Annotated in this window: 14 protein-coding genes; 10 read left to right on the plus strand and 4 right to left on the minus strand. The window is 37.8% G+C overall.

Annotation, left to right across the window (positions count from 1 at the left end; all coding sequences use genetic code 11):
* Window positions 1-220 precede the first annotated feature (220 nt).
* Window positions 221-1,165 (minus strand): transcriptional regulator LeuO, encoded by a 945-nt coding sequence (leuO, locus tag DK865_RS10875; RefSeq protein ID WP_109391915.1) that lies wholly within the window; start codon window positions 1,163-1,165, stop codon window positions 221-223.
* An 866-nt stretch (window positions 1,166-2,031) separates the two neighbouring features.
* Between leuO and leuA the strand changes: the two genes are divergently transcribed.
* The 6 genes from leuA (at window position 2,032) to mutH (ending at window position 9,985) form a co-directional block, all read left to right on the plus strand.
* Window positions 2,032-3,591, plus strand: a complete 1,560-nt coding sequence (gene leuA, locus DK865_RS10880) for a 2-isopropylmalate synthase (protein ID WP_023581485.1) — start codon at window positions 2,032-2,034, stop codon at window positions 3,589-3,591.
* A gap of 2 nt (window positions 3,592-3,593) precedes the next feature.
* Entirely contained in the window at window positions 3,594-4,685 is a 1,092-nt protein-coding gene (gene leuB, locus DK865_RS10885) for a 3-isopropylmalate dehydrogenase (protein WP_023581484.1), read from the plus strand.
* A 1-nt stretch (window position 4,686) separates the two neighbouring features.
* Entirely contained in the window at window positions 4,687-6,096 is a 1,410-nt protein-coding gene (gene leuC / locus DK865_RS10890; protein ID WP_023581483.1) for a 3-isopropylmalate dehydratase large subunit, read from the plus strand.
* An 8-nt stretch (window positions 6,097-6,104) separates the two neighbouring features.
* Window positions 6,105-6,710 carry a 3-isopropylmalate dehydratase small subunit gene (gene leuD / locus DK865_RS10895; protein WP_023581482.1) on the plus strand — a complete coding sequence of 202 codons (606 nt, stop codon included), beginning with the start codon at window positions 6,105-6,107 and terminating at the stop codon, window positions 6,708-6,710.
* A gap of 294 nt (window positions 6,711-7,004) precedes the next feature.
* Window positions 7,005-8,684, plus strand: coding sequence for an HTH-type transcriptional regulator SgrR (gene sgrR, locus DK865_RS10900; RefSeq protein WP_109391916.1), 1,680 nt, complete (start codon window positions 7,005-7,007; stop codon window positions 8,682-8,684).
* Between the two features lie 623 nt (window positions 8,685-9,307).
* A complete protein-coding gene (gene mutH / locus DK865_RS10905) occupies window positions 9,308-9,985 on the plus strand; it encodes a DNA mismatch repair endonuclease MutH (RefSeq protein WP_109391917.1) in 678 nt (225 codons plus the stop codon).
* Between the two features lie 96 nt (window positions 9,986-10,081).
* Here the strand turns inward: mutH and speB are convergent, their stop codons facing one another.
* Window positions 10,082-11,002 (minus strand): agmatinase, encoded by a 921-nt coding sequence (speB, locus tag DK865_RS10910; protein ID WP_036912424.1) that lies wholly within the window; start codon window positions 11,000-11,002, stop codon window positions 10,082-10,084.
* A 100-nt stretch (window positions 11,003-11,102) separates the two neighbouring features.
* A complete protein-coding gene (gene speA, locus DK865_RS10915; protein WP_023581478.1) occupies window positions 11,103-13,010 on the minus strand; it encodes a biosynthetic arginine decarboxylase in 1,908 nt (635 codons plus the stop codon).
* Window positions 13,011-13,698: 688 nt separating this feature from the next.
* Between speA and metK the strand changes: the two genes are divergently transcribed.
* On the plus strand, window positions 13,699-14,853 hold the full coding sequence (metK, locus tag DK865_RS10920; protein ID WP_023581477.1) for a methionine adenosyltransferase: 1,155 nt from the start codon (window positions 13,699-13,701) through the stop codon (window positions 14,851-14,853).
* A 198-nt stretch (window positions 14,854-15,051) separates the two neighbouring features.
* Here the strand turns inward: metK and bcsG are convergent, their stop codons facing one another.
* Complete coding sequence (bcsG, locus tag DK865_RS10925; protein ID WP_109391918.1) at window positions 15,052-16,797, minus strand: cellulose biosynthesis protein BcsG; 1,746 nt, start codon at window positions 16,795-16,797, stop codon at window positions 15,052-15,054.
* A gap of 864 nt (window positions 16,798-17,661) precedes the next feature.
* On the opposite strand from bcsG, the gene bcsR reads away from it, so the two are divergent.
* From bcsR to bcsA, 3 genes are read left to right on the plus strand one after another with little or no spacing between them, the layout of a single operon-like run.
* Window positions 17,662-17,853, plus strand: a complete 192-nt coding sequence (gene bcsR / locus DK865_RS10930; protein WP_036913393.1) for a cellulose biosynthesis protein BcsR — start codon at window positions 17,662-17,664, stop codon at window positions 17,851-17,853.
* 8 nt (window positions 17,854-17,861) lie between these two features.
* Complete coding sequence (locus DK865_RS10935; protein WP_109391919.1) at window positions 17,862-18,599, plus strand: cellulose synthase operon protein YhjQ/BcsQ; 738 nt, start codon at window positions 17,862-17,864, stop codon at window positions 18,597-18,599.
* Window positions 18,599-21,184 (plus strand): UDP-forming cellulose synthase catalytic subunit, encoded by a 2,586-nt coding sequence (gene bcsA / locus DK865_RS10940; RefSeq protein ID WP_109391920.1) that lies wholly within the window; start codon window positions 18,599-18,601, stop codon window positions 21,182-21,184. The genes DK865_RS10935 and bcsA overlap by 1 nt, the downstream gene beginning before the upstream one ends.
* The last annotated feature ends 34 nt before the right edge of the window (window positions 21,185-21,218 follow it).

Consider the following 21,218-nt stretch of genomic DNA (forward strand, 5'->3'; position numbering starts at 1 on the left):
AATATAAAAAGGGGGGGATTATTGCAAAAAAATAGGTTTAACATGGTTATAATACGAATAAGAGTCATTATTACAAAGAAAGGGCAAAAATAGTGACAGCAATCCAATTTAGTTTATTTAACTGCATAAACGCCATTTTGGTCATCAGCCGAATAGCTAACGTTATCTGCCACTATTTCTGCATAATTAGTAATAAATACTAATTATGAGCAAAAACACTCTAGTTTTGACAAACTTCACTTAATAAATTTTTCATCCATAAGTGACCTTTATCACGCGCTGTTGACTCATGCCAAATCAAGTAACATGGACGCTCTGTTTTTTCCCAAGGTAACGACACAGCTTTAATATCTAATTGCTCAGAATAGCTTTCAACTAACCATCTTGGTGCAATAGCAACCAAATAAGTTCTAGATACAATATTTAATACACTATTTAAATCTGTTCCTTGATAAGTGATTAAATCTTCCAAATGAGTATCTTTATAATAAGGAGCACTAAATGAACCAATATCATCTAAAGAAACAATGGAATGTTGCTCATTTAGCAACATTTCTTGAGTCACACTCTCTTTAATACGAGGATGTTTATTAGAAACAGCCAAAACAACCTCGTCATTAAATAGTGGTTGTGAATGAAATTCAGTTTTTTCAAATTCTTTATAGCTAATAAAGAACTCAACTTCTTGATATTTTAATTGGTGTTCTATATTACTATTTAAATAAGACTTAATATTAACGTCAATATTAGGTGTTTCATTTTTAATTTGCTCAACTATTTTTGGCGCTAGCTTTATATCTAAAGGGCTGCAAATAGATAAATTAAATATACGATCACTTTGTTCTGGTTCAAATCCCGCACCAGGAAGCTCGTTATGAACTAATTGTAAGGCTTGTCTCACTGGACCAAAAAGTTGTTTCGCTCTTAATGTCGGTTGAATACCGCGTCCATAGCGAACAAATAATTCGTCATTAAACATAACCTTAAGTCGAGATACTGCATTACTGACTGCAGGTTGTGACATGCCCAGTACTTGTGCAGCACGGGTAACATTTTGCATTTGCATAACAGCATCAAATACCGTTAATAAATTAAGATCAACATTACGTAAATGCATATCTGCTGATTCTCGGCTGGTAACTGTTGCTGATGTGTAATCCGTCATTTCTTACTCCACTATGTTATCATAATAGACAAATAAATATTATTAACCGAGAAATTGTTAATAATAGATAGGCTTTAACTATTACTTAAACTATTTATTAAAATTTATTATTCATCATCCATGCATACAACTAAACACATAAGTTTCATATCAATAAAAAAACACATTTCATATAAAAATAAAATTAATATTAAAATTACATGTATAGAAAATGATTATATCAATATATATTACAACCTGTTTTACTTTCTGCCTTGCAAATAATAAAACAAAGTATGATAAAAATCATAATAAAATAATTTGTCTTCATTCCTAAAATAGATATCCGATATCTATTTTTTTTTATAATACAGTGATTTTTATTCTTACATTCAAAACGTTGCTCACATCGAGCAATCATCCCTTTCCTCCCCCCCTCTTTTTTCTCTATCAACTAGCTGATTAAAAAAAAAGCAAACAATTGTTTAATTTTTCATTTCACTCTGTTTCAAACAATGTATGGAACATTAACCCAATCAATGAATACTTGATAGTTATAATCATTAGTAAAAATTTAGATATTAGTCAGAATCACTATGAAAAATTTATAAATAAAACTGGCAAATGAATTAATAAATTCCAATGCTTGACATCTTTATTGGTATTAGGTATCAATTAATACAGATTATTGAGAACTTATCTAAGGATGTTTCATGTTAAACGCAATTTTACTATCAAGCCTACTACTACTCGCAACTTTTATGCGCGGTCGGCTTATGGGTAAAAAGTGAAACACACCTGCCCTTAGAGAGAAACCCGCGCTAGTCGCGGGTTTTTTTATACCTGGGAGAGCGCAAACAGCAAATAAAAAGAGTAAGGAACAGATTATGAGCAATGATGTGATTATTTTTGATACCACATTGAGAGATGGCGAACAAGCATTGCAGGCGAGCTTAAGCGTAAAAGAGAAGTTACAAATAGCTTACGCTTTAGAACGTTTAGGTGTGGATATCATTGAAGCGGGCTTTCCTGTTTCTTCTCCTGGTGATTTTGAATCCGTACAAACCATTGCACGCGAAATCAAAAATAGCCGTATTTGTGCCTTAGCACGTTGCGTTGATAACGATATTGATGTTGCAGCGGAATCGTTAAAAGTCGCAGAAGCTTTTCGTATCCACGTATTTTTGGCAACCTCAGCATTGCATGCTGAACATAAATTGAAGAAATCGTTTGAAGATATTATTGAAATGGGTGTGAACTCAATAAAACGTGCCCGTCGCTATACTGATGATGTGGAATTTTCTTGCGAAGATGCAGGTCGTACTCATATCGATAATTTATGTCGAATTGTTGAAAGTGCAATTAATGCTGGTGCAACCACTATTAATATTCCAGATACTGTGGGTTATACAACGCCTTATCAGTTTGGTGGCATTATCACCAACTTGTTTGAGCGTGTTCCCAATATTGATAAAGCCATTATTTCTGTTCACTGTCATGACGATTTAGGCATGGCGGTGGCTAACTCAATTACCGCAGTACAAGCGGGTGCAAGACAAGTAGAAGGAACCATTAATGGCTTAGGCGAACGCGCAGGTAACTGTGCATTAGAAGAAGTCATTATGGCGATAAAAGTCCGTGAGCAAATGATGAATGTTCAGACTCGGATTAATCACAAAGAAATTTATCGTACCAGTCAATTAGTCAGCCAATTATGTAATACGCCAATTCATGCTAATAAATCTGTTGTTGGCTCCAATGCATTCGCGCATTCATCGGGTATTCACCAAGATGGCGTTTTGAAGAACCGCGAAACCTACGAAATCATGACACCGGAATCTATCGGATTAAAAGAGGTGCAACTGAATTTAACTTCTCGCTCAGGTCGTGCCGCAGTTAAACATCGTATGGAAGAGATGGGTTATCGTGAAACAGATTATAACTTGGATACTTTATATTCTGCCTTCTTACGTTTGGCTGATAAAAAAGGCCAAGTCTTTGATTATGATTTGGAAGCATTAGCATTTATGGGGCAACAGCAACAAGAGCCTGATGAGTTTGTAATGAATTATTTTAATACTCAATCGGGTTCATCGACCGTTGCGACCGCGAGTGTCAGCATTACTCATGGTGATAAAGAAATTACTGAAGCAGCAACCGGTAATGGTCCCGTCGATGCGGTTTATCAAGCGATCTCACGCGCAACAGGTTATCCATTGAAATTAGTCACTTACCAATTAACAGCGAAAGGTGAAGGCAGAGACGCTTTAGGGCAAGTTGATATCGTCGTTGAATACCAAGGACGTAAATTTCATGGAATGGGTTTAGAAACGGACATCGTAGGTTCATCAGCCAATGCCATGATCCACGTTATCAATAGCATTTGGCGCTCAGAGCAAGTCGAAATAGAAAAACGCAAACAACATACAACACAAGAAGCGGTTTAATTATGTCAAAAAATTATCATATTGCAGTATTACCCGGAGATGGTATTGGCCCTGAAGTCATGGCTCAAGCACAAAAAGTGATGAAGGCCGTGAGTGAACGTTTCTCACTCAATATTACAACAAAAGAATACGATATCGGTGGCATTGCCATTGATAATCACAGCACACCATTACCCGCAGATACCTTAGCGGGTTGTGAACAAGCTGATGCAATTTTATTTGGTTCTGTCGGTGGCCCTAAATGGGAACATTTACCTGCAAATGAGCAGCCAGAGCGTGGGGCTTTATTGCCATTACGTAAGCATTTTAAATTATTTTGCAATTTACGCCCTGCTCGCTTATATGAAGGTTTAGAAGCCTACTGCCCATTACGTGCTGATATCGCACAACGTGGTTTTGATATTTTATGTGTACGCGAATTAACTGGTGGTATCTATTTCGGTCAACCTAAAGGGCGTGAAGGTGAAGGCGCACAAGAGTGTGCTTTTGATACTGAAATTTATCATCGTTATGAAATTGAACGTATCGCACGCTTTGCGTTTGAATCAGCGCGTAAACGCCGTCATAAAGTCACCTCGATTGATAAAGCTAATGTCTTACAAAGCTCTATTTTATGGCGTGAAGTTGTCACCGGGATCGCAAAAGAATATCCAGATGTTGAAATTCAACATATGTATATCGATAACGCAACAATGCAGTTAATTAAAGATCCTTCTCAGTTTGATGTATTGCTGTGCTCCAATATTTTTGGCGATATTTTATCTGATGAATGCGCAATGATCACCGGCTCAATGGGAATGTTGCCATCTGCCAGTGTTAACGAAGAGCGTTTTGGTTTATATGAACCCGCTGGAGGCTCAGCCCCTGATATTGCAGGTAAAAATATTGCTAACCCTATTGCTCAAATTCTGTCTGCTGCACTGTTATTACGTTATAGCTTTAATGAAGATGATGCAGCTCAAGCCATTGAAGACGCAATCACACAAGTCTTAGCAAAAGGCTATCGCACCGCAGATTTAGCGGGTGATGGTAATGCAATCACAACCGCCGAAATGGGTGATCGTATCGCTCAATATATTCGTGAAGGGGCATAACATGGGTAAAACATTATATCAAAAAATTTATGATGCACATGTTGTCAGAGAAGTGAGTGATGAAACACCCATTTTGTATATCGATAGACATTTAGTGCATGAAGTGACATCGCCTCAGGCTTTTGATGGATTAAGAACAAAAGGTCGTCCTGTTCGTCAACCGAATAAAACCTTTGCAACGATGGATCACAACGTATCAACACAAACTAAAGATATTAATGCTTGTGGTGATATGGCAAGAATTCAAATGCAAGAGTTAATGAAAAATTGCCAAGAATTTGGTGTCACGCTGTATGACTTAAACCATCCTTATCAAGGCATTGTTCATGTAATGGGACCAGAACAAGGTTTAACTTTACCAGGAATGACGATTGTTTGCGGTGATTCACATACAGCAACTCATGGTGCTTTTGGTTCATTAGCTTTTGGAATTGGTACTTCAGAAGTTGAACATGTTTTAGCAACTCAAACCTTAAAACAGTCTCGAGCTAAAACATTAAAAATCAACGTTCAGGGTAAAACTGCCATTGGGATCACCGCAAAAGATATCGTATTAGCCATTATCGGCAAATTAGGCAGTGCAGGTGGTACAGGCTATATCGTTGAATTTGCTGGGGAAGCCATTGAGGCTTTAAGCATGGAAGGTCGAATGACCTTATGTAACATGGCGATTGAGATGGGTGCTAAAGCAGGTTTAGTTGCACCAGATGACACCACTTTTGACTACTTAAAAGGACGTCAATTTGCGCCTCAAGGTCAATCATGGGATGAAGCCGTCGCTTACTGGAGAACCTTAAAATCTGATAATGATGCAATTTTTGATGCCACAATCACGATTAATGCGGCAGAGATCGCACCACAAGTCACATGGGGCACCAACCCTGGGCAAGTTATTGCTATTGATCAAATAGTCCCATTATTAAATAGCTTTAATGATCCTGTTGAGCGAGCTTCTGCTGAAAAAGCCTTGGCATATATGGGATTAAGTGAGGGTATCAACTTAACAGATGTCACTATCGATAAAGTCTTTATTGGCTCTTGTACAAACTCACGTATTGAAGATTTACGAGCGGCAGCTGAAATTGCAAAAGGCCATAAAGTTGCCTCTCATGTTCAAGCGATTGTCGTTCCGGGATCTGGACCTGTTAAAGCCCAAGCGGAAGCTGAAGGCTTAGATAAAATCTTTATTGAAGCGGGTTTTGAATGGCGATTACCGGGCTGTTCAATGTGTTTAGCCATGAATAACGACCGATTAAATCCGGGCGAACGCTGTGCATCCACCAGCAACCGCAACTTTGAAGGTCGCCAAGGTCGTGGAGGTCGAACACACTTAGTCAGCCCTGCAATGGCGGCAGCGGCGGCGATTAATGGTCATTTTGCCGATATTCGTACATTTGCAGTGGCATCTTAAAGGAGAACATGATGAATAAATTTACTCAACACACGGGTATTGCGGTTCCTTTAGATGCGGCGAATGTGGATACCGATGCCATTATTCCTAAGCAGTTTTTGCAGAAAGTGACACGTACGGGCTTTGGTAAGCACTTGTTTCATGATTGGCGCTTTTTGGATGATGAAGGCACGCAGCCTGATCCTGCATTTATTTTAAATCACCCCATTTACCAAGGTGCTTCTATTTTATTAGCACGTGAAAACTTTGGTTGTGGATCATCTCGTGAACACGCACCTTGGGCATTAACTGATTATGGTTTTCACGCCGTTATTGCGCCCAGTTTTGCTGATATTTTTTACGGGAATTCTTTTAACAATCAATTATTACCAATCAAATTAAGTGATGATGAAGTCTCACAGTTATTTGATTGGGTAAAAGAACATGCTGGTACACCCATTACCGTTGATTTAGTGGCTCAAGAGGTCAGAGCGGGTGAATTACATTTCTCTTTTGAAATCGACTCATTTCGCCGCCACTGCATGATTGAAGGATTAGACAGTATTGGGTTAACGCTGCAACACCAAGACGATATTAGCGCTTATGAGGCAAAACAACCCGCCTTTATGCGCTAACCAAAGCAATATTTCACCTTCTTCTACTTTCTGTGATGTTTACTTTGTCATTCTTGCCGTAAATTTATTTACGGCTTTTTTTTATCCCAACAAAACTATATTCCTATAAATAACCAATAAAAAAGCCAGTGATGGATCATCACTGGCCGGTAATCACCGAATGCTCAAATGGGGGAGTCTGTCAGTATTCGTCATTTCTGATAACTAACATGAGAGCTAACTTTAAACATAGACATTATCGGTTTAATATAAGGAAATTAAAATTGATCACTTTATCAAGGGATTTCCTCTTTTATGACCTCACCCCGCTTAGAGTTACAATTTATTCGCTTATGGCAAGCCTTTCAGGGAAAAGCAACCGAAACAACGTTACAAGAATTAGCCCAAACCCTGCATTGCACACGTCGTCATGTCCGCTCTTTATTAAATAAGATGCAAGAAATAGGCTGGATAAATTGGCAAGCGGAAGTCGGCAGAGGTAAAAAATCCACACTGACTTTTCATTCTAATGCACTTGAGATCCAACAAAATCGTGCCGAAAGACTGATAGAAGAGAATGATATTGAAAAGCTTGTCGCACTTATGGGTGATAAAGATTCTGTACGTCAAATGGTGCTCTCACAAATTGAAAAAAGCTTTCATCCTGGTCAACAATTACTGCGCATTATTTACTATCGTCCCTTTAGAAATTTATTACCAGGAACACCATTAAGGCGCTCTGAATTACATTTAATGAGCCAAATATTCAACTCATTAGTTCATCTAAAAGAGGAAAATGGGGAAATCGAGGCCGAATTAGCGCATCATTGGCAAATGATCACAGAGCAACATTGGCGCTTTTATTTACGTCCGTCTATCTATTTCCATCATGGTCGTGAACTCACACTTGAAGATATCAGCACTTCTTTAATGAGAATGAAACACTGTAATCCTCTTTATGCACATATAGAACAAATTTCCTCGCCTCAACCTTATGTACTCGATATTTTCTTAAGCGAAGCAGATAAGCAATTTGCAACGTTATTAGGTAGTCCACAAGCTGTTATTTTGCCACAAGAATGGGCATCTCTTCCCTCTTTTGCACAACACCCTATTGGTACAGGTGCTTATCAAGTTATCGCTAATGATAGGCATAAACTACAAATCAAAGCCTTTAATCGCTATTTTGGCTTACGGGCATTATTAGATGAAATTGATATTTGGGTAGTCCCAGAATTAAATAATAAGATGGTCTGTTCAACTATTCATTTAACGGATGATGATACCAATAAAGATTCACTAGAAAGTCGTAAAGAGGAAGGATGTTATTTTCTACTCTATGATCGTCGCTCAAAACAGTGCCAACAGACTGAAATAAGGGAATGGTTAAGCAGTGTGTTAACACCGGTTAATATGCTAACGCATTGTGATCCTTTCTATCAACGCCATTGGTCTCCGGCTTATGGGTTATTACTTCATTGGCATCACAGTAAATTAATCCGCCAACACCCTAAACCCACGTCATTAAAAAAACTCACTGTTACGCTTTATAAAGAGCACCATGAATACAGCACTATTGCAGATTTAATAAAAAGTATTTTATCTCAGTATGATATTGAGCTGACCATTCAAGTGCTTGATTATGAACAATGGTATTATGGTGAAGCTAATAGTGATATTTGGTTAGCGACAGTCAATTTTTATAAACCTTTAGAGTTCTCAATTTTTGCTGCACTTTATGAATTACCCCTCTTTCACCAATGTTTGGGCGCATCGTTTTCACAAGAGCTCACATTATGGCACCAAAAATCTTTGCCACTTGAAGAGTGGTGTCGCCAACTAACACAAGATATTTGGCTTTATCCTCTCTTTCACCATTTACTAGAGCTACAAGGTCAGAGAACCATACGAGGGGTCAAAATGAATACTTTTGGCTGGTTTGATTTTAAATCAGCATGGTTTACACCGGATATCGATACACCGAGGTTAAAATAGGTTATCGTCGCTTTTCAATGTTCAGATTAGTCATTATTTGCGTTAATTCACAGAAACCTTGAAAGTTATAAACACCCACATAAACGCTTAGGGGATTTATTCACTTTTTCTGTGGATATCCATGTGAAAAAGAGTGAGATAATCAGGGTATAGTTTTTGTATTGTGAAAAGGCCTGTTGATACAAATTTAAAAATATCACTTATAATTCAAATTAGTAGCCACATTTCAATGCCTATTTCAGCGATTGAATAAAACAATCAAATGCCCCTATCGCTTAAATCGTACAAAAAACAACCACAGGGTATTTTATCCACAGGTTATGCCGATTAGTTAGACAAAATAGAGTAATTTTGGTAAATATCTGCAAAAGTCAAGGCTGTAAATCAGAACAGTGATCTCACTTTCTATGAGTTATCCCATAAAGCTGTGGATAACCTAGTGCAAAAGCCTGTTTATGATTTCAGGATAACCGTGCACAACTTGAAATTATAAATATCAATTGGCGAATTAACTCAAAAAAATGATGATATATCATGCTATTATGATTTAAATAAAATAAAGCTAAATACATTATCAACAACCTGTTTTTTCTGTCTATTATTTATACAAGAAGATAATAACTATGTTTACGCCACCAGTAGCCCCTGAAAATGAGCAAGTTTTATTTGAGCGAGCGAAAGCGCTTGCGGGTTATACTTTTGGTGAACTTGCCGCTTTTGCACAACTTCCTATCCCAATAGATCTTAAAAGAGATAAAGGCTGGGTAGGTATGTTGTTGGAATATTATTTAGGTGCAAGTGCTGGCAGCAAACCTGAACAAGACTTCAGTGAATTGGGCATTGAACTCAAAACAATTCCCATTGATAGGTCTGGTATGCCTTTAGAAACGACGTTTGTCTGTGTCGCTGCATTAACTGGGAACAGCGGTATTACATGGGAAAATAGCCATGTAAAACGTAAACTTTCAAAAGTGTTATGGGTGCCCGTTGAAGGAGAAAGAGAAATACCATTAGCACAACGTCGTGTTGCCTCCCCATTACTTTGGAGCCCTAATAGTACGGAAGAAAAACTATTACGCCATGATTGGGAAGAGCTAATGGATATGATTGTGTTAGGTAAAGTAGAAAGCATTACCGCACGCCATGGACAAGTCTTACAAATCCGTCCTAAAGCGGCGAACAGTAAAGCATTAACAGAAGCTATTGGTGAAGATGGACAGCGTATTATGACCTTACCTAGAGGCTTCTATTTGAAAAAGAATTTTACAGCACCACTGCTTGCTCGTTATTTTCAGCTTTAATTTTCAGCTTTCAAAAGTGCTTAGCATATACATAAATACAAAAAAGCGATATCTCACAGATATCGCTTTATCTTTATTTTCAGTAATTTACAGAAATTATTTTTTTGCTGCTTGCAGATATAACATATCAAGCGCAATCGTCGCCCCTGCCAGTGCGGTTATATCTGATTGATCATACGCTGGAGAAACTTCAACTAAATCCATACCGACAATATTTAACGGTTGTAATGCACGTAAGATCTTCAGTGCTTTATCTGTAGTTAAACCGCCGACCACGGGTGTTCCTGTTCCTGGTGCAAACGCAGGATCGAGGCAATCAATATCAAAAGTCAGGTAAACAGGTAAATCGCCAACAATACCCTTGATCTGATCGACAAGATCAGTCACACCACGATCGTTAACTTGAGCTGCATCCAATACAGTAAAACCATTATCACTGTCATGATCAGTACGGATACCAATTTGAACAGAGTGGTTAGGATCGATTAATCCTTCATTGGGTGCATGGAAGAACATTGTACCGTGGTCAAATTTACTGCCATTACCATAAGTATCGGTATGTGCATCAAAATGAACTAATGCCATTTTGCCAAAATGTTTTGCATGGGCACGTAATAAAGGTAATGTAACAAAATGGTCACCACCAAACGTTAAACATTTTTTACCTGCCGCTAATAACTTCTCTGTATGAGCTTGTAATTTATCACTCATATCCTGTGCATCACCGAAGTTAAACACTAAGTCACCACAATCGACTACGCTTAAACGTTCACGCATATCGAAATCCCACGGCCAGCGGTTACCTTCCCACGCTAAATTCGTTGATATTTGACGAATAGCGCCCGGTCCATGACGTGTTCCTGCACGACCGGATGTTGCCATATCAAAAGGCACACCCGTAATAACCCAATCGGCATCACTGCTGTAAGGCTGAAAATTCAGTGGAAAACGTAAAAAACCAAATGCATTAGAGATCAATGAATTATCAGTCTCATTACCTAACGTACTATTTTTCATGCTATTACCTCTGTTACCTATAAAAATAAGCAACATACAATCAATATGATAGATAAAGAGTGATGTTTAAAACATCACTCTTGCATTGGAAAGTGAAGAATTACTCTTCTTCTTCCAGATACGTATAACCGTATAAACCACTTTCAAATTCAGTCAGGAATTGCTCTTGTAACGCCTCGTCTAACTGTGCATTTTTTACTTGCGTACGGAAACGCTCTAGTAGCACAGCAGGATTTAACTTAACGTATTGGAGCATATCAGCAACCGTATCACCCTCTTCACTGAGTTGATAAGTCAGATTTCCTTTTTCATCAAGATAAACGTCTACAGCGGCGGTATCACCAAATAAGTTGTGCATATTACCTAAAATTTCTTGATAAGCGCCCACCATAAAGAAACCAATCATTGGTGGATATTCAGGATCATAAGCTGGCATTGGCATCGTTGTTTCAACACCATCACCGTCAACATAGTGATCAATAATACCGTCAGAGTCACAGGTGATATCCAACAATACAGCACGACGATCTAATGGTTTATCTAAACCCTCTATTGGCAAAACAGGGAAAAGTTGATCAATTCCCCATGCATCAGGTAAAGATTGGAACAGTGAGAAGTTGACATAGAACTTATCTGACATACGTTCTTGTAACTCATCAATTATAGGGCGATGCGCTCGATTACTTGGATCGAGATCGTATTGAATACGACGACAGATATTCAAATACAGCTCTTCTGCCCAGGCACGCTCTGTCAGGCTTAACATGCCGTGAACATATTGCGTATGCACATCATGAAGGTCTAATTGGCTATCATGTAACCATTCACGTAATGAACGGCTATGCCCTTTAGTTTGCATCTCTTCCCATGTTTCCCAAAGGCTTGCAATCGGTCTTGCAGCATCTTCCTCTGGGGGGGTAATCGCGGTAAATTCATTACGCTCAACACCAATCACATTAGAAATCAGTACGGTATGGTGTGCTGTTAATGCACGCCCTGATTCCGTAATTACCGTTGGATGAGGTAAATCATTTTCATCACATGCGTCACCAATTGCCCAAATAACATTATTCGCATATTCATTAAGACCATAGTTAACAGAGCAATCAGATTGTGAGCGTGTCCCTTCATAGTCCACACCTAAACCACCACCCACATCGAAATATTGAATATTAACGCCTAATTTATGCAGTTCGACATAAAAACGGGCTGATTCACGCACACCGGTTGCAATATCACGAATATTTGCCATCTGTGATCCCAGATGGAAATGCAATAACTGTAAGCTATCTATGCGACCAGCTTGGCGTAAGGTATCAATAAGTTGCAATACTTGTGTTGCCGCCAAACCAAATTTTGATTTTTCGCCACCACTTGCTTGCCATTTACCTGAACCTTGAGAAGCAAGACGAGCACGAACACCTAAACGAGGAATAACTTCTAAACGCTCAGCTTCTTCTAATACCATTTTTATCTCAGACATTTTCTCAATCACTAAGAAAACTTTATGTCCAAGTTTTTCACCGGTAAGCGCTAAACGAATATATTCACGGTCTTTATAACCATTACAGACAATCACCGAACTTGTCATATTGGCATGCGCAAGCACAGCCATCAGTTCTGCTTTAGAACCTGCTTCTAAGCCTAAAGGTTCACCTGCATTGATCAATGATTCAATAACACGGCGTTGTTGATTAACTTTAATTGGATAAACCAAAAAGTAATCACCTTTATAACCATAAGATTCACGCGCACGATGAAACGCAGCATTAATAGAACGCAAGCGATGTTGTAAAATCTGAGGAAAACAAAAAAGTGCAGGAAGGCGCAAATGTGAATACTCTTCTTGCACTTGCTTAACTAACTCTGTTAAGTCCAAAGTTGCCTCAGGCACATCAGGATTTGGGCAAACACTGATATTTCCCCGATTATTCGCTAAATAGTACCCACCACCCCAATATGTGATGTTATAGGTGTGCTGCATCTTGCGAGCGATGTTATCATTCATGACATTCTCCTTAGGGAGTATGAGTTTATACCTTGCCTGTCACTATAGTAGTCAATTATCTGACAAAAATCTGAAACGACTGATAAATAACAGTTGGAAGTAATGACTCACTATATATTTTTATATGATTATCCAGCTATACGCAGGACATAATAGTAGAAAGTTCTTGAGTTAACCCATAATGAATTAACACAATTACCTATTGGCAAGTAACAGACAACTTCGCTCTAAAGAGAAAGAGCTCAAAGAGGAAATTACTCTAGATATACTACGTGTATAGTATTGGCGAGTACTGTTTTGGTTTTTGAAAAGACTAACCTGTAGACAATGGATCATTACCCATTCACTCCACACATGGCTTAAACCTATAAGCCATTTCCCTAACAGAGAAACAGGATCAGAAATCCTGCGGTTTACACTGTGTTCAGATTTCACAGTAACCGCGAGGTTATACCTTTAGTTAATTAAAAATGCAAAGCAAAAAGTACAAAAAAATTATTTTTCTCTAATCCCTATTTTTTCAATCTCCAAATAGCGGGCAATAAAAAATAAGATTAACTGTTTGATTATACTTTTCCCCTATATTTGATTAAAAAAACTGGAATTAAAGAGAAAAGAGTCCTAAAATGGACGTCTAGATGTTAAAACATCCATCCTTAAACCAATTGTATTAAGGTAACGAGATATAATGACTACACACCTTTTTACTTCTGAATCAGTCTCAGAAGGTCATCCAGATAAAATCGCAGATCAGATTTCTGATGCTGTTCTGGATGCAATTTTAGAACAAGATCCAAAAGCACGCGTTGCCTGCGAAACTTACGTTAAGACAGGCATGGTTATGGTAGGCGGAGAAATTACCACCAAAGCTTGGGTCGATATCGAAGAAATTACACGTAACACAGTTCGCGAAATCGGCTACACCAGTTCCGACATGGGCTTTGATGCTAATTCCTGCGCAGTTATCAGTGCGATTGGTAAACAATCGCCTGATATCAACCAAGGTGTTGACCGTGCAAATCCATTAGAACAAGGCGCTGGTGACCAAGGTTTAATGTTTGGTTATGCAACCAACGAAACTGATGTATTAATGCCTGCGCCAATTACTTATGCTCATCGCTTAGTTCAACGCCAAGCACAAGTCCGTAAAAGTGGTGCTTTACCTTGGTTACGCCCTGATGCAAAAAGCCAAATTACTTTCCAATATGACAACAATAAAGTTGTTGGTATTGATGCAGTTGTATTATCAACTCAACATTCTGAAGATATTTCACAAAAAGATCTGCATGAAGCCGTGATGGAAGAGATCATTAAACCTGTTCTGCCAGCAGAATGGTTAAATGAACAAACTAAATATTTCATCAACCCTACAGGTCGTTTTGTTATCGGTGGACCAATGGGTGACTGCGGTTTAACGGGTCGTAAAATCATTGTCGATACTTACGGCGGTATGGCTCGTCACGGCGGTGGCGCTTTCTCTGGTAAAGATCCATCGAAAGTTGACCGTTCAGCCGCTTATGCCGCACGTTATGTTGCTAAAAATATCGTAGCCGCAGGTTTAGCCGATCGTTGTGAAATCCAAGTTTCTTACGCAATCGGTGTGGCAGAGCCAACATCAATTATGGTAGAAACATTTGGTACTGAAAAAGTTCCAACAGCACAACTGGTTCTATTAGTGCGTGAATTCTTTGACTTACGTCCTTACGGATTAATTCAAATGTTAGATTTACTGCACCCAATCTACCAAAAAACGGCTGCTTACGGTCACTTTGGTCGTTCTGAATTCCCTTGGGAAGCAACAGATAAAGCTGAAATCTTACGTGAAGCAGCGGGCTTAAAATAAGTCTCTTGCTAATAAACTCGCGTTATTGATTTTAATATAACCACATCGTTATCGATGTGGTTTTTTTATGGTCTTTATTTATCTCCTCATAAAAAAAGCCCCGTAATCATACGGGGATCTCAATAAGAGAAAACGAGAAAACGAGAAAACGAGAAAACGAGAAAATTAATTTATGATGAAACTATTCCCTATAAAAAGTTAGTTAGGATAATTAATCCACTCACCTTCATTTAACTTGATATAAGATTGCCCTTGATAATCAACCACAACCGTAGCTTGGTTTTCCGCAACATTAGCAGTTTGAGGAAGTTCACTAGCTAAAGCCTCCCAATCAATAACCGATTGGTTAAAAACATCTCCATTTACATTACGAGAGATAAACGCAGAGATAGCTAAATAGCTGCTTGGTTCATCAACAATCACAGGAGGATAAAATTGTGCTCGATCTTTTATTCCAGTGAACCGAATACCAACAGGTACGGTAGTAATGCTCTGGCTTGGAATATCTCTTAACCCTGACATTTGCGTCTTATCACCTTGTAAAGCGGCACCATGCTCAGGCACAATCACCACCATCACCTTTCTTCCTTTTTTATCTAGCTCATTCATAAAGCTATCTAAATTATCAAGTAATGTAGAGGCACGTTTACCATAATCAGCAGTGCTATTTTCTCCTACATAACGGTTACCATCATGTAATGAGACTAAGTTCACAAAGGTCACTGTGCGATTTTCATTAGACTGTTCACGCGCTGTCAACCAACGTTGTAATGTTTCCTTATCATTGTAAATTTTGGTGCCATCAAATGCGGTAATTTGATGAGAAAGGTTTTCTTGATCTTGTAAGGTGATATTAAGATTACCGAGTTGCTGAACCTCTTTGAGGTAATTACCAAACTTCCCGTTATGGTCTAGAACCAATTTCTTGGCAAATCCTAGTGATGATAAATTATCCATCAGCAAGCATTGTGTATCGACAGGATCGTATAAATCAGAGTGGTGAGTCTGACCACAACTTGCGCGTAATAATCTTAACGATGCTGGACCACTATAAGAAGATACGGTATTAAAGTGGCTAAATAACACATCAAAGTTACCCCAAATTGGGTGCTCTTGCAGTCCAACAGCCGCGGCATCCGCGGTAGAAAGTGAACAAATATTGATAATCAAAATATCAAAAGGCTGGGCATTGGCAGCTAACTGTGCAGGAAATGGTGTTGTACGTTTTTTCTCGTAACCATAAAACTGAGTGAGCCAATCATCCAATACCTGATTATTCACCTTCTGTTTTTGTGGTGGATAAACTGAATTGATTGGTGCAGTTTCTACCTCTTTAGTCGATACAACTTCAGGGGATACTTGCGGTTCGACGGATGCAGGCAACACTTCAGGCGCTTTGATAACCACGGTGCTTTTTTCTGTATTAATATTACTTTCTTGCATAAAAGTATTCGCTGAAACAGAAGGCACCACACCTTGAGAAAAATGAGTAAACCCACCAATATTTAACCACAACACACCAGCAATAATAAAAACAGATACCCTTACCCACTGTTCAATAAACAGGTAACCTACTAACAAAATAAAGGCGACACCTATCATTTTGATATTGATAAAATTAACAGTTAGCTCTACGAGGTAATCAAAAGAAAACTGTTTAAGCTGCCCACCTTGGGCAAGTACCGTTGAAAAACTGGGTAACCAAGTATCATGGTAAAATAAAACTACCCCTATTGGGATAGCAACCCAATTACGCATTTTATGCCAACTATTTTTTGGTAATGGGAACAATAAAAAGGCAAGAAAAAGTAAATTGCTAAAAGCATCAAAATTTAAATAACCATACCAAAGTAACACAAACTTTAGTAAAAAATAGAAATTCCATGCTCCCAACCCACGCCAGTAATGTAAAAAATCGAACTGGGTTGTATTAGATTTGTTCATTTTTATTTCCTACTCTTTAGTATAAATAAATCCAATCCGACAGTTATATGATTACTCATATCTGTCTTTTTATTACTTCTGATATTTAATTAACTACTAAATAAACATATAAGAGAATATTTATTTAAAACCAAGTAAAAACCCTTAAATAAAAAATAACGAAAAAAAGCAATTTTCCAGAAAATACTGGCATCTTATATAAAATATAAAAATCACAACTAGACAACTTATTTAACTTGGGTTTAAAAATAAAATACTCAATGCTCTATTTATATAATAGCGTCTATTTTTAAAAATGATGTTTTATTTACATTAAATAATGAAACACAGAGTTATCTTATTTTTATATTTCGAAACGAACACAAAACAAATCACACAAAAATAACATTTAATAACAATTTAAAAACACAAGTATCAATAAACAAACAAACACCTCAATATAAAAACACAACTAATCAATAAAAGACTATAATGTAATGATTTTTCTATCAAAAATGATATTAATCAATATACGATAATGAACATCCAATTTAAACAATTTAATATATTGTTATAATCAGCCAATTTACATTTCTTTTTATTACTTTATTTTGTAGATAAAGCATTTCAGTCATTATTTAACAATCGCAATTTAAAAAAATAAAAAATATAAATACAAAAAGAAAACCAACATTCATTATTTACACAAGAAAGATAATAAATACCTATTTTATGTGTTTTTACGTAATTGAAATAATGTATTTTAAAGCATATTCTAAAATAGATTATTTAATTAAAAATAACACATCACTAATTAACCACTATCTTTATCAAAATTTTAATTTTGATAGGGATTTATTTCTCCTTTATCTAGAGATTATTAAAATGAAAAATGAAAGTTTTATTAACTCAAATATAAAAACAGAAAAAAATAATCTAAATAAGGACATTGATAAACTAAAAAAATTATTTTCATTAAATAACTATCACTATCAGGATATTAATAAAGAAGAAGAAAATTGTGTGCTTATTTATCGCTGGCCATTGCTTAATGCATTTCATTACATGACTAAATGAGGCTAACTATGCCACTTATTGTATTAAAAGGGCTCCGGGGTGGCGTTGGGACAACATCCACGGCAATTGCACTGGCTCGGCAATTTAATCAACAAGATAAAGAAGTGCTTATTATTGATAATTGCACTGAAAATATTTTGTCTTTTTATTTTCCGGAACAGCAAAAAAGTTTCCCATTAAGTCAGGCATTATTAGCAGAAACGCCAATAGAGGAGAGTATTTTTTACTATCGACCACACTATCGAGTATTACCTTTTGGTTTGGTTAATATGAAGGATAATTTGCTCTTACAATTGTCATTTTCAGCAAAACAACATCTTAACCATTTTTTAACGACCTTTATTCAGCTACACCCTGATGCCATTATTGTAATGGATTTACAGCATACGCAAGACACACTTTTCTCATCTTGGATAGAAAAAGCAGATGTTTTTTTCACCGTCGCAATGGCAGAAAGCAACTGCCATATTCGCCTTAATCAGCACCCATTTATCGATAATGAATATGTATTGATTAACCAATTTCGTGCCACCAGCCAAATTCACCAAGATTTTTATCAATTTTGGCAAACGACATTATTTCCATTATGCCCGGTCGTTCTTCATCGAGATGAAGCCTCACTGGAGGCCTGTGCCTCACGTTTACCCTTATATGATTACCGAGCTAATTGCATGTTAGTAGAAGAAATATCACAACTCGCTCAATGGTGCTTTTCGTTATTTGAGAGGAAAGAAGGACAGTCATAATGCCATCATCTTACGATGCCACGAATAAAGTCGAAAAGAATGTGACACAACATATTCTGATCCGTTACTACACGTTTTATCGCCATAACGGTGCATCTCGTAGCGCGGCTATTGTTAGCGAGCTATTTATGGGCATTATGTGGTTTTTTTTACGGATGGAATCCCCTTTTTGGCGAAAAATTGCCAGAAAACAACGGGAGTTATACCCTCATATTGATCCTCGTTGCCCTAAAATTTTCGATCCTCTACGCTATTTATTACAAAGCATTTGGCTAATTTGCCACTATGTAACGCATTTACTGATTAAAAAACCCACACAATTTATTTTTTATCTTCGAAAAATATACAGGAAACTCTTTGCTCATGTCTCTCCTATCGCGATTGGGATCATCGAACATAAGAAAAAAACTACACCATTTTGGCAATATACGCTCTACTCCATCATCGCTATTTTTGCTGTTTTCTTTATTTTACTCAGTATCACTCAACCGTTCGATCTTACATTCCAGTTTGTTTTTGTGATTGTTCTTTGGTTAGTTGCCTTAGCTATCCGCGATATTCCGGGTCGTTTCTCTTCAATCGCAATGGTTATGCTGGCACTGACAATTGCATGTCGATATATATGGTGGCGTTATCATTCAACCCTTTATTGGATTGATAATTTCAGCCTATTTTGTGGTTTACTGCTTTTACTGGCTGAAACTTACGCATGGTGTGTGTTATTCCTTAGTTTTATGCAATGTATTTGGCCATTGCATCGAAAACCAATTTCTATGCCTGAAGACATGACACAATGGCAAAGCGTTGATATTTTCATTCCTACCTTTAACGAAGATCTACATGTTGTTAAACCCACAGTTTATGCCAGCTTAAATTTAGATTGGCCGAAAGATAAACTCACTATTTATCTACTTGATGATGGCTCCCGTCCTGAATTTAAAGCCTTTGCTCAAGAAGTTGGTATTCGTTATATCACACGCGAAAAGCATGATTTTGCTAAGGCAGGCAATATTAATCATGCCTTAACCTTCGCTTCTGGTGAATTTGTCGCCATCTTTGACTGTGACCATATTCCAACACGTTCATTTCTACAATTTACAATGGGATGGTTTTTAAAAGATGAAAAAATAGCTTTGGTACAAACACCCCACCATTTTTTCTCGCCCGATCCTTTTGAACGTAATTTAGGCAACTTTCGTGAAACCCCCAATGAAGGCACTCTCTTTTATGGGTTGGTTCAAGATGGTAATGACACTTGGAATGCGGCTTTTTTCTGTGGGTCGTGCGCCGTTTTACGTCGTACCGCATTGGATGAGATTGGTGGCATTGCCGTTGAAACGGTTACAGAAGATGCGCATACCTCATTGCGTTTACATCGTCATGGCTGGAGATCCGCTTACATTCGTATTCCACAAGCCGCTGGTTTAGCGACAGAATCATTATCTGCACATATAGGTCAACGTATTCGGTGGGCAAAAGGAATGGTGCAAATATTCCGACTTGATAATCCACTCTTTGGTAAAGGATTGAGCGTGCCACAACGTCTTTGTTACTTAAATGCCATGTTGCACTTTTTTTCTGGTATTCCACGGATGATTTTCTTACTCGCACCACTCACGTTTCTTATTTTTCATGCCTATATCATTTATGCACCTGCGATTGCGATCGCGCTCTATGTTGTGCCGTATTTGATCCATATTTCACTTGCCAGTGCGAAGTTACAAGGCGCTTATCGTCACTCATTTTGGGGGGAAGTTTATGAAACGATTTTGGCGTGGTACACCACTCGTCCAGTGTTAAGTACCCTTTTCTCTCCTCATAAAGGAACTTTCAACGTGACCGGTAAAGGTGGCGTGATGGAAGAAGGCTTCGTCGATTGGCGAATCAACCGCCCTTATTTACTCTTTCTCAACCTGAATTTGCTAGGCATTTTGTTTGCTTTTTGGCGCATTGCAACGGGTGATCCCGATGAAGCATGGGCTGTTGCCATGTGTTTATTATGGGTTTGTTATAACCTTATCTTACTCGGTGTTGCGATTGCCGTTTCGGTTGAAACAAAGCAACAACGTCGTTTTCCTCGTGTTCGCGTTAAAGTTCCTGCTATGTTGCTGTTAAATGATGGCTCGCTCTATCGTTGTTATCTCTATGATTTCTCTGACAATAGCTGTGCAATTTTATTGCCTGATCATGTCACACTGTCGCTCTCTCCAAATGAAAACATCACACTATTACTCAGTCAAAATCAGCGTGAACATGCCTTTAAAGCCAATATTTCACGTATTGATGGGCAAGTTATTGGATTACAACTCCTTGAAATGACAACGCAACAAGCTATCGAATTTACAGCTTGTACTTTTGAGCGAGCCGATACTTGGGCAGATTGGCAAAATGAACTTCCAACTGACAGACCTTTAAGCAGTCTCAAAAACATTATTTTTATCAGCATGCAAGGCTATAACACCTTGTTAAAGCGTGCTCCTTACTTAATTTACGCAATTTTCCGCTTACTTGGTCTCTTTTTGCTATGGCTTTCATCGTTACTCCCGCAACGCGTTAATGTTTCACAAATATTTCATCAGCCTTGAAGGAAAAACTCCGTTTTCTGGGAATTTATTAATA

Source organism: Proteus cibi (genome assembly GCF_003144405.1).
Classification (GTDB): Bacteria; Pseudomonadota; Gammaproteobacteria; order Enterobacterales; family Enterobacteriaceae; genus Proteus; species Proteus cibi.

What these genes read in the sequence shown, in the direction of transcription:
- DK865_RS10935 (WP_109391919.1), top strand. Translation starts at nt 17,862, where the DNA reads ATGCCACTTATTGTATTAAAAGGGCTCCGGGGTGGCGTTGGGACAACA.
- leuD (WP_023581482.1), top strand. Translation starts at nt 6,105, where the DNA reads ATGATGAATAAATTTACTCAACACACGGGTATTGCGGTTCCTTTAGAT.
- bcsG (WP_109391918.1), bottom strand. Translation starts at nt 16,797, where the DNA reads ATGAACAAATCTAATACAACCCAGTTCGATTTTTTACATTACTGGCGT.
- speA (WP_023581478.1), bottom strand. Translation starts at nt 13,010, where the DNA reads ATGAATGATAACATCGCTCGCAAGATGCAGCACACCTATAACATCACA.
- bcsA (WP_109391920.1), top strand. Translation starts at nt 18,599, where the DNA reads ATGCCATCATCTTACGATGCCACGAATAAAGTCGAAAAGAATGTGACA.
- mutH (WP_109391917.1), top strand. Translation starts at nt 9,308, where the DNA reads ATGTTTACGCCACCAGTAGCCCCTGAAAATGAGCAAGTTTTATTTGAG.
- leuB (WP_023581484.1), top strand. Translation starts at nt 3,594, where the DNA reads ATGTCAAAAAATTATCATATTGCAGTATTACCCGGAGATGGTATTGGC.
- leuC (WP_023581483.1), top strand. Translation starts at nt 4,687, where the DNA reads ATGGGTAAAACATTATATCAAAAAATTTATGATGCACATGTTGTCAGA.
- leuA (WP_023581485.1), top strand. Translation starts at nt 2,032, where the DNA reads ATGAGCAATGATGTGATTATTTTTGATACCACATTGAGAGATGGCGAA.
- bcsR (WP_036913393.1), top strand. Translation starts at nt 17,662, where the DNA reads ATGAAAAATGAAAGTTTTATTAACTCAAATATAAAAACAGAAAAAAAT.
- leuO (WP_109391915.1), bottom strand. Translation starts at nt 1,165, where the DNA reads ATGACGGATTACACATCAGCAACAGTTACCAGCCGAGAATCAGCAGAT.
- metK (WP_023581477.1), top strand. Translation starts at nt 13,699, where the DNA reads ATGACTACACACCTTTTTACTTCTGAATCAGTCTCAGAAGGTCATCCA.
- speB (WP_036912424.1), bottom strand. Translation starts at nt 11,002, where the DNA reads ATGAAAAATAGTACGTTAGGTAATGAGACTGATAATTCATTGATCTCT.
- sgrR (WP_109391916.1), top strand. Translation starts at nt 7,005, where the DNA reads ATGACCTCACCCCGCTTAGAGTTACAATTTATTCGCTTATGGCAAGCC.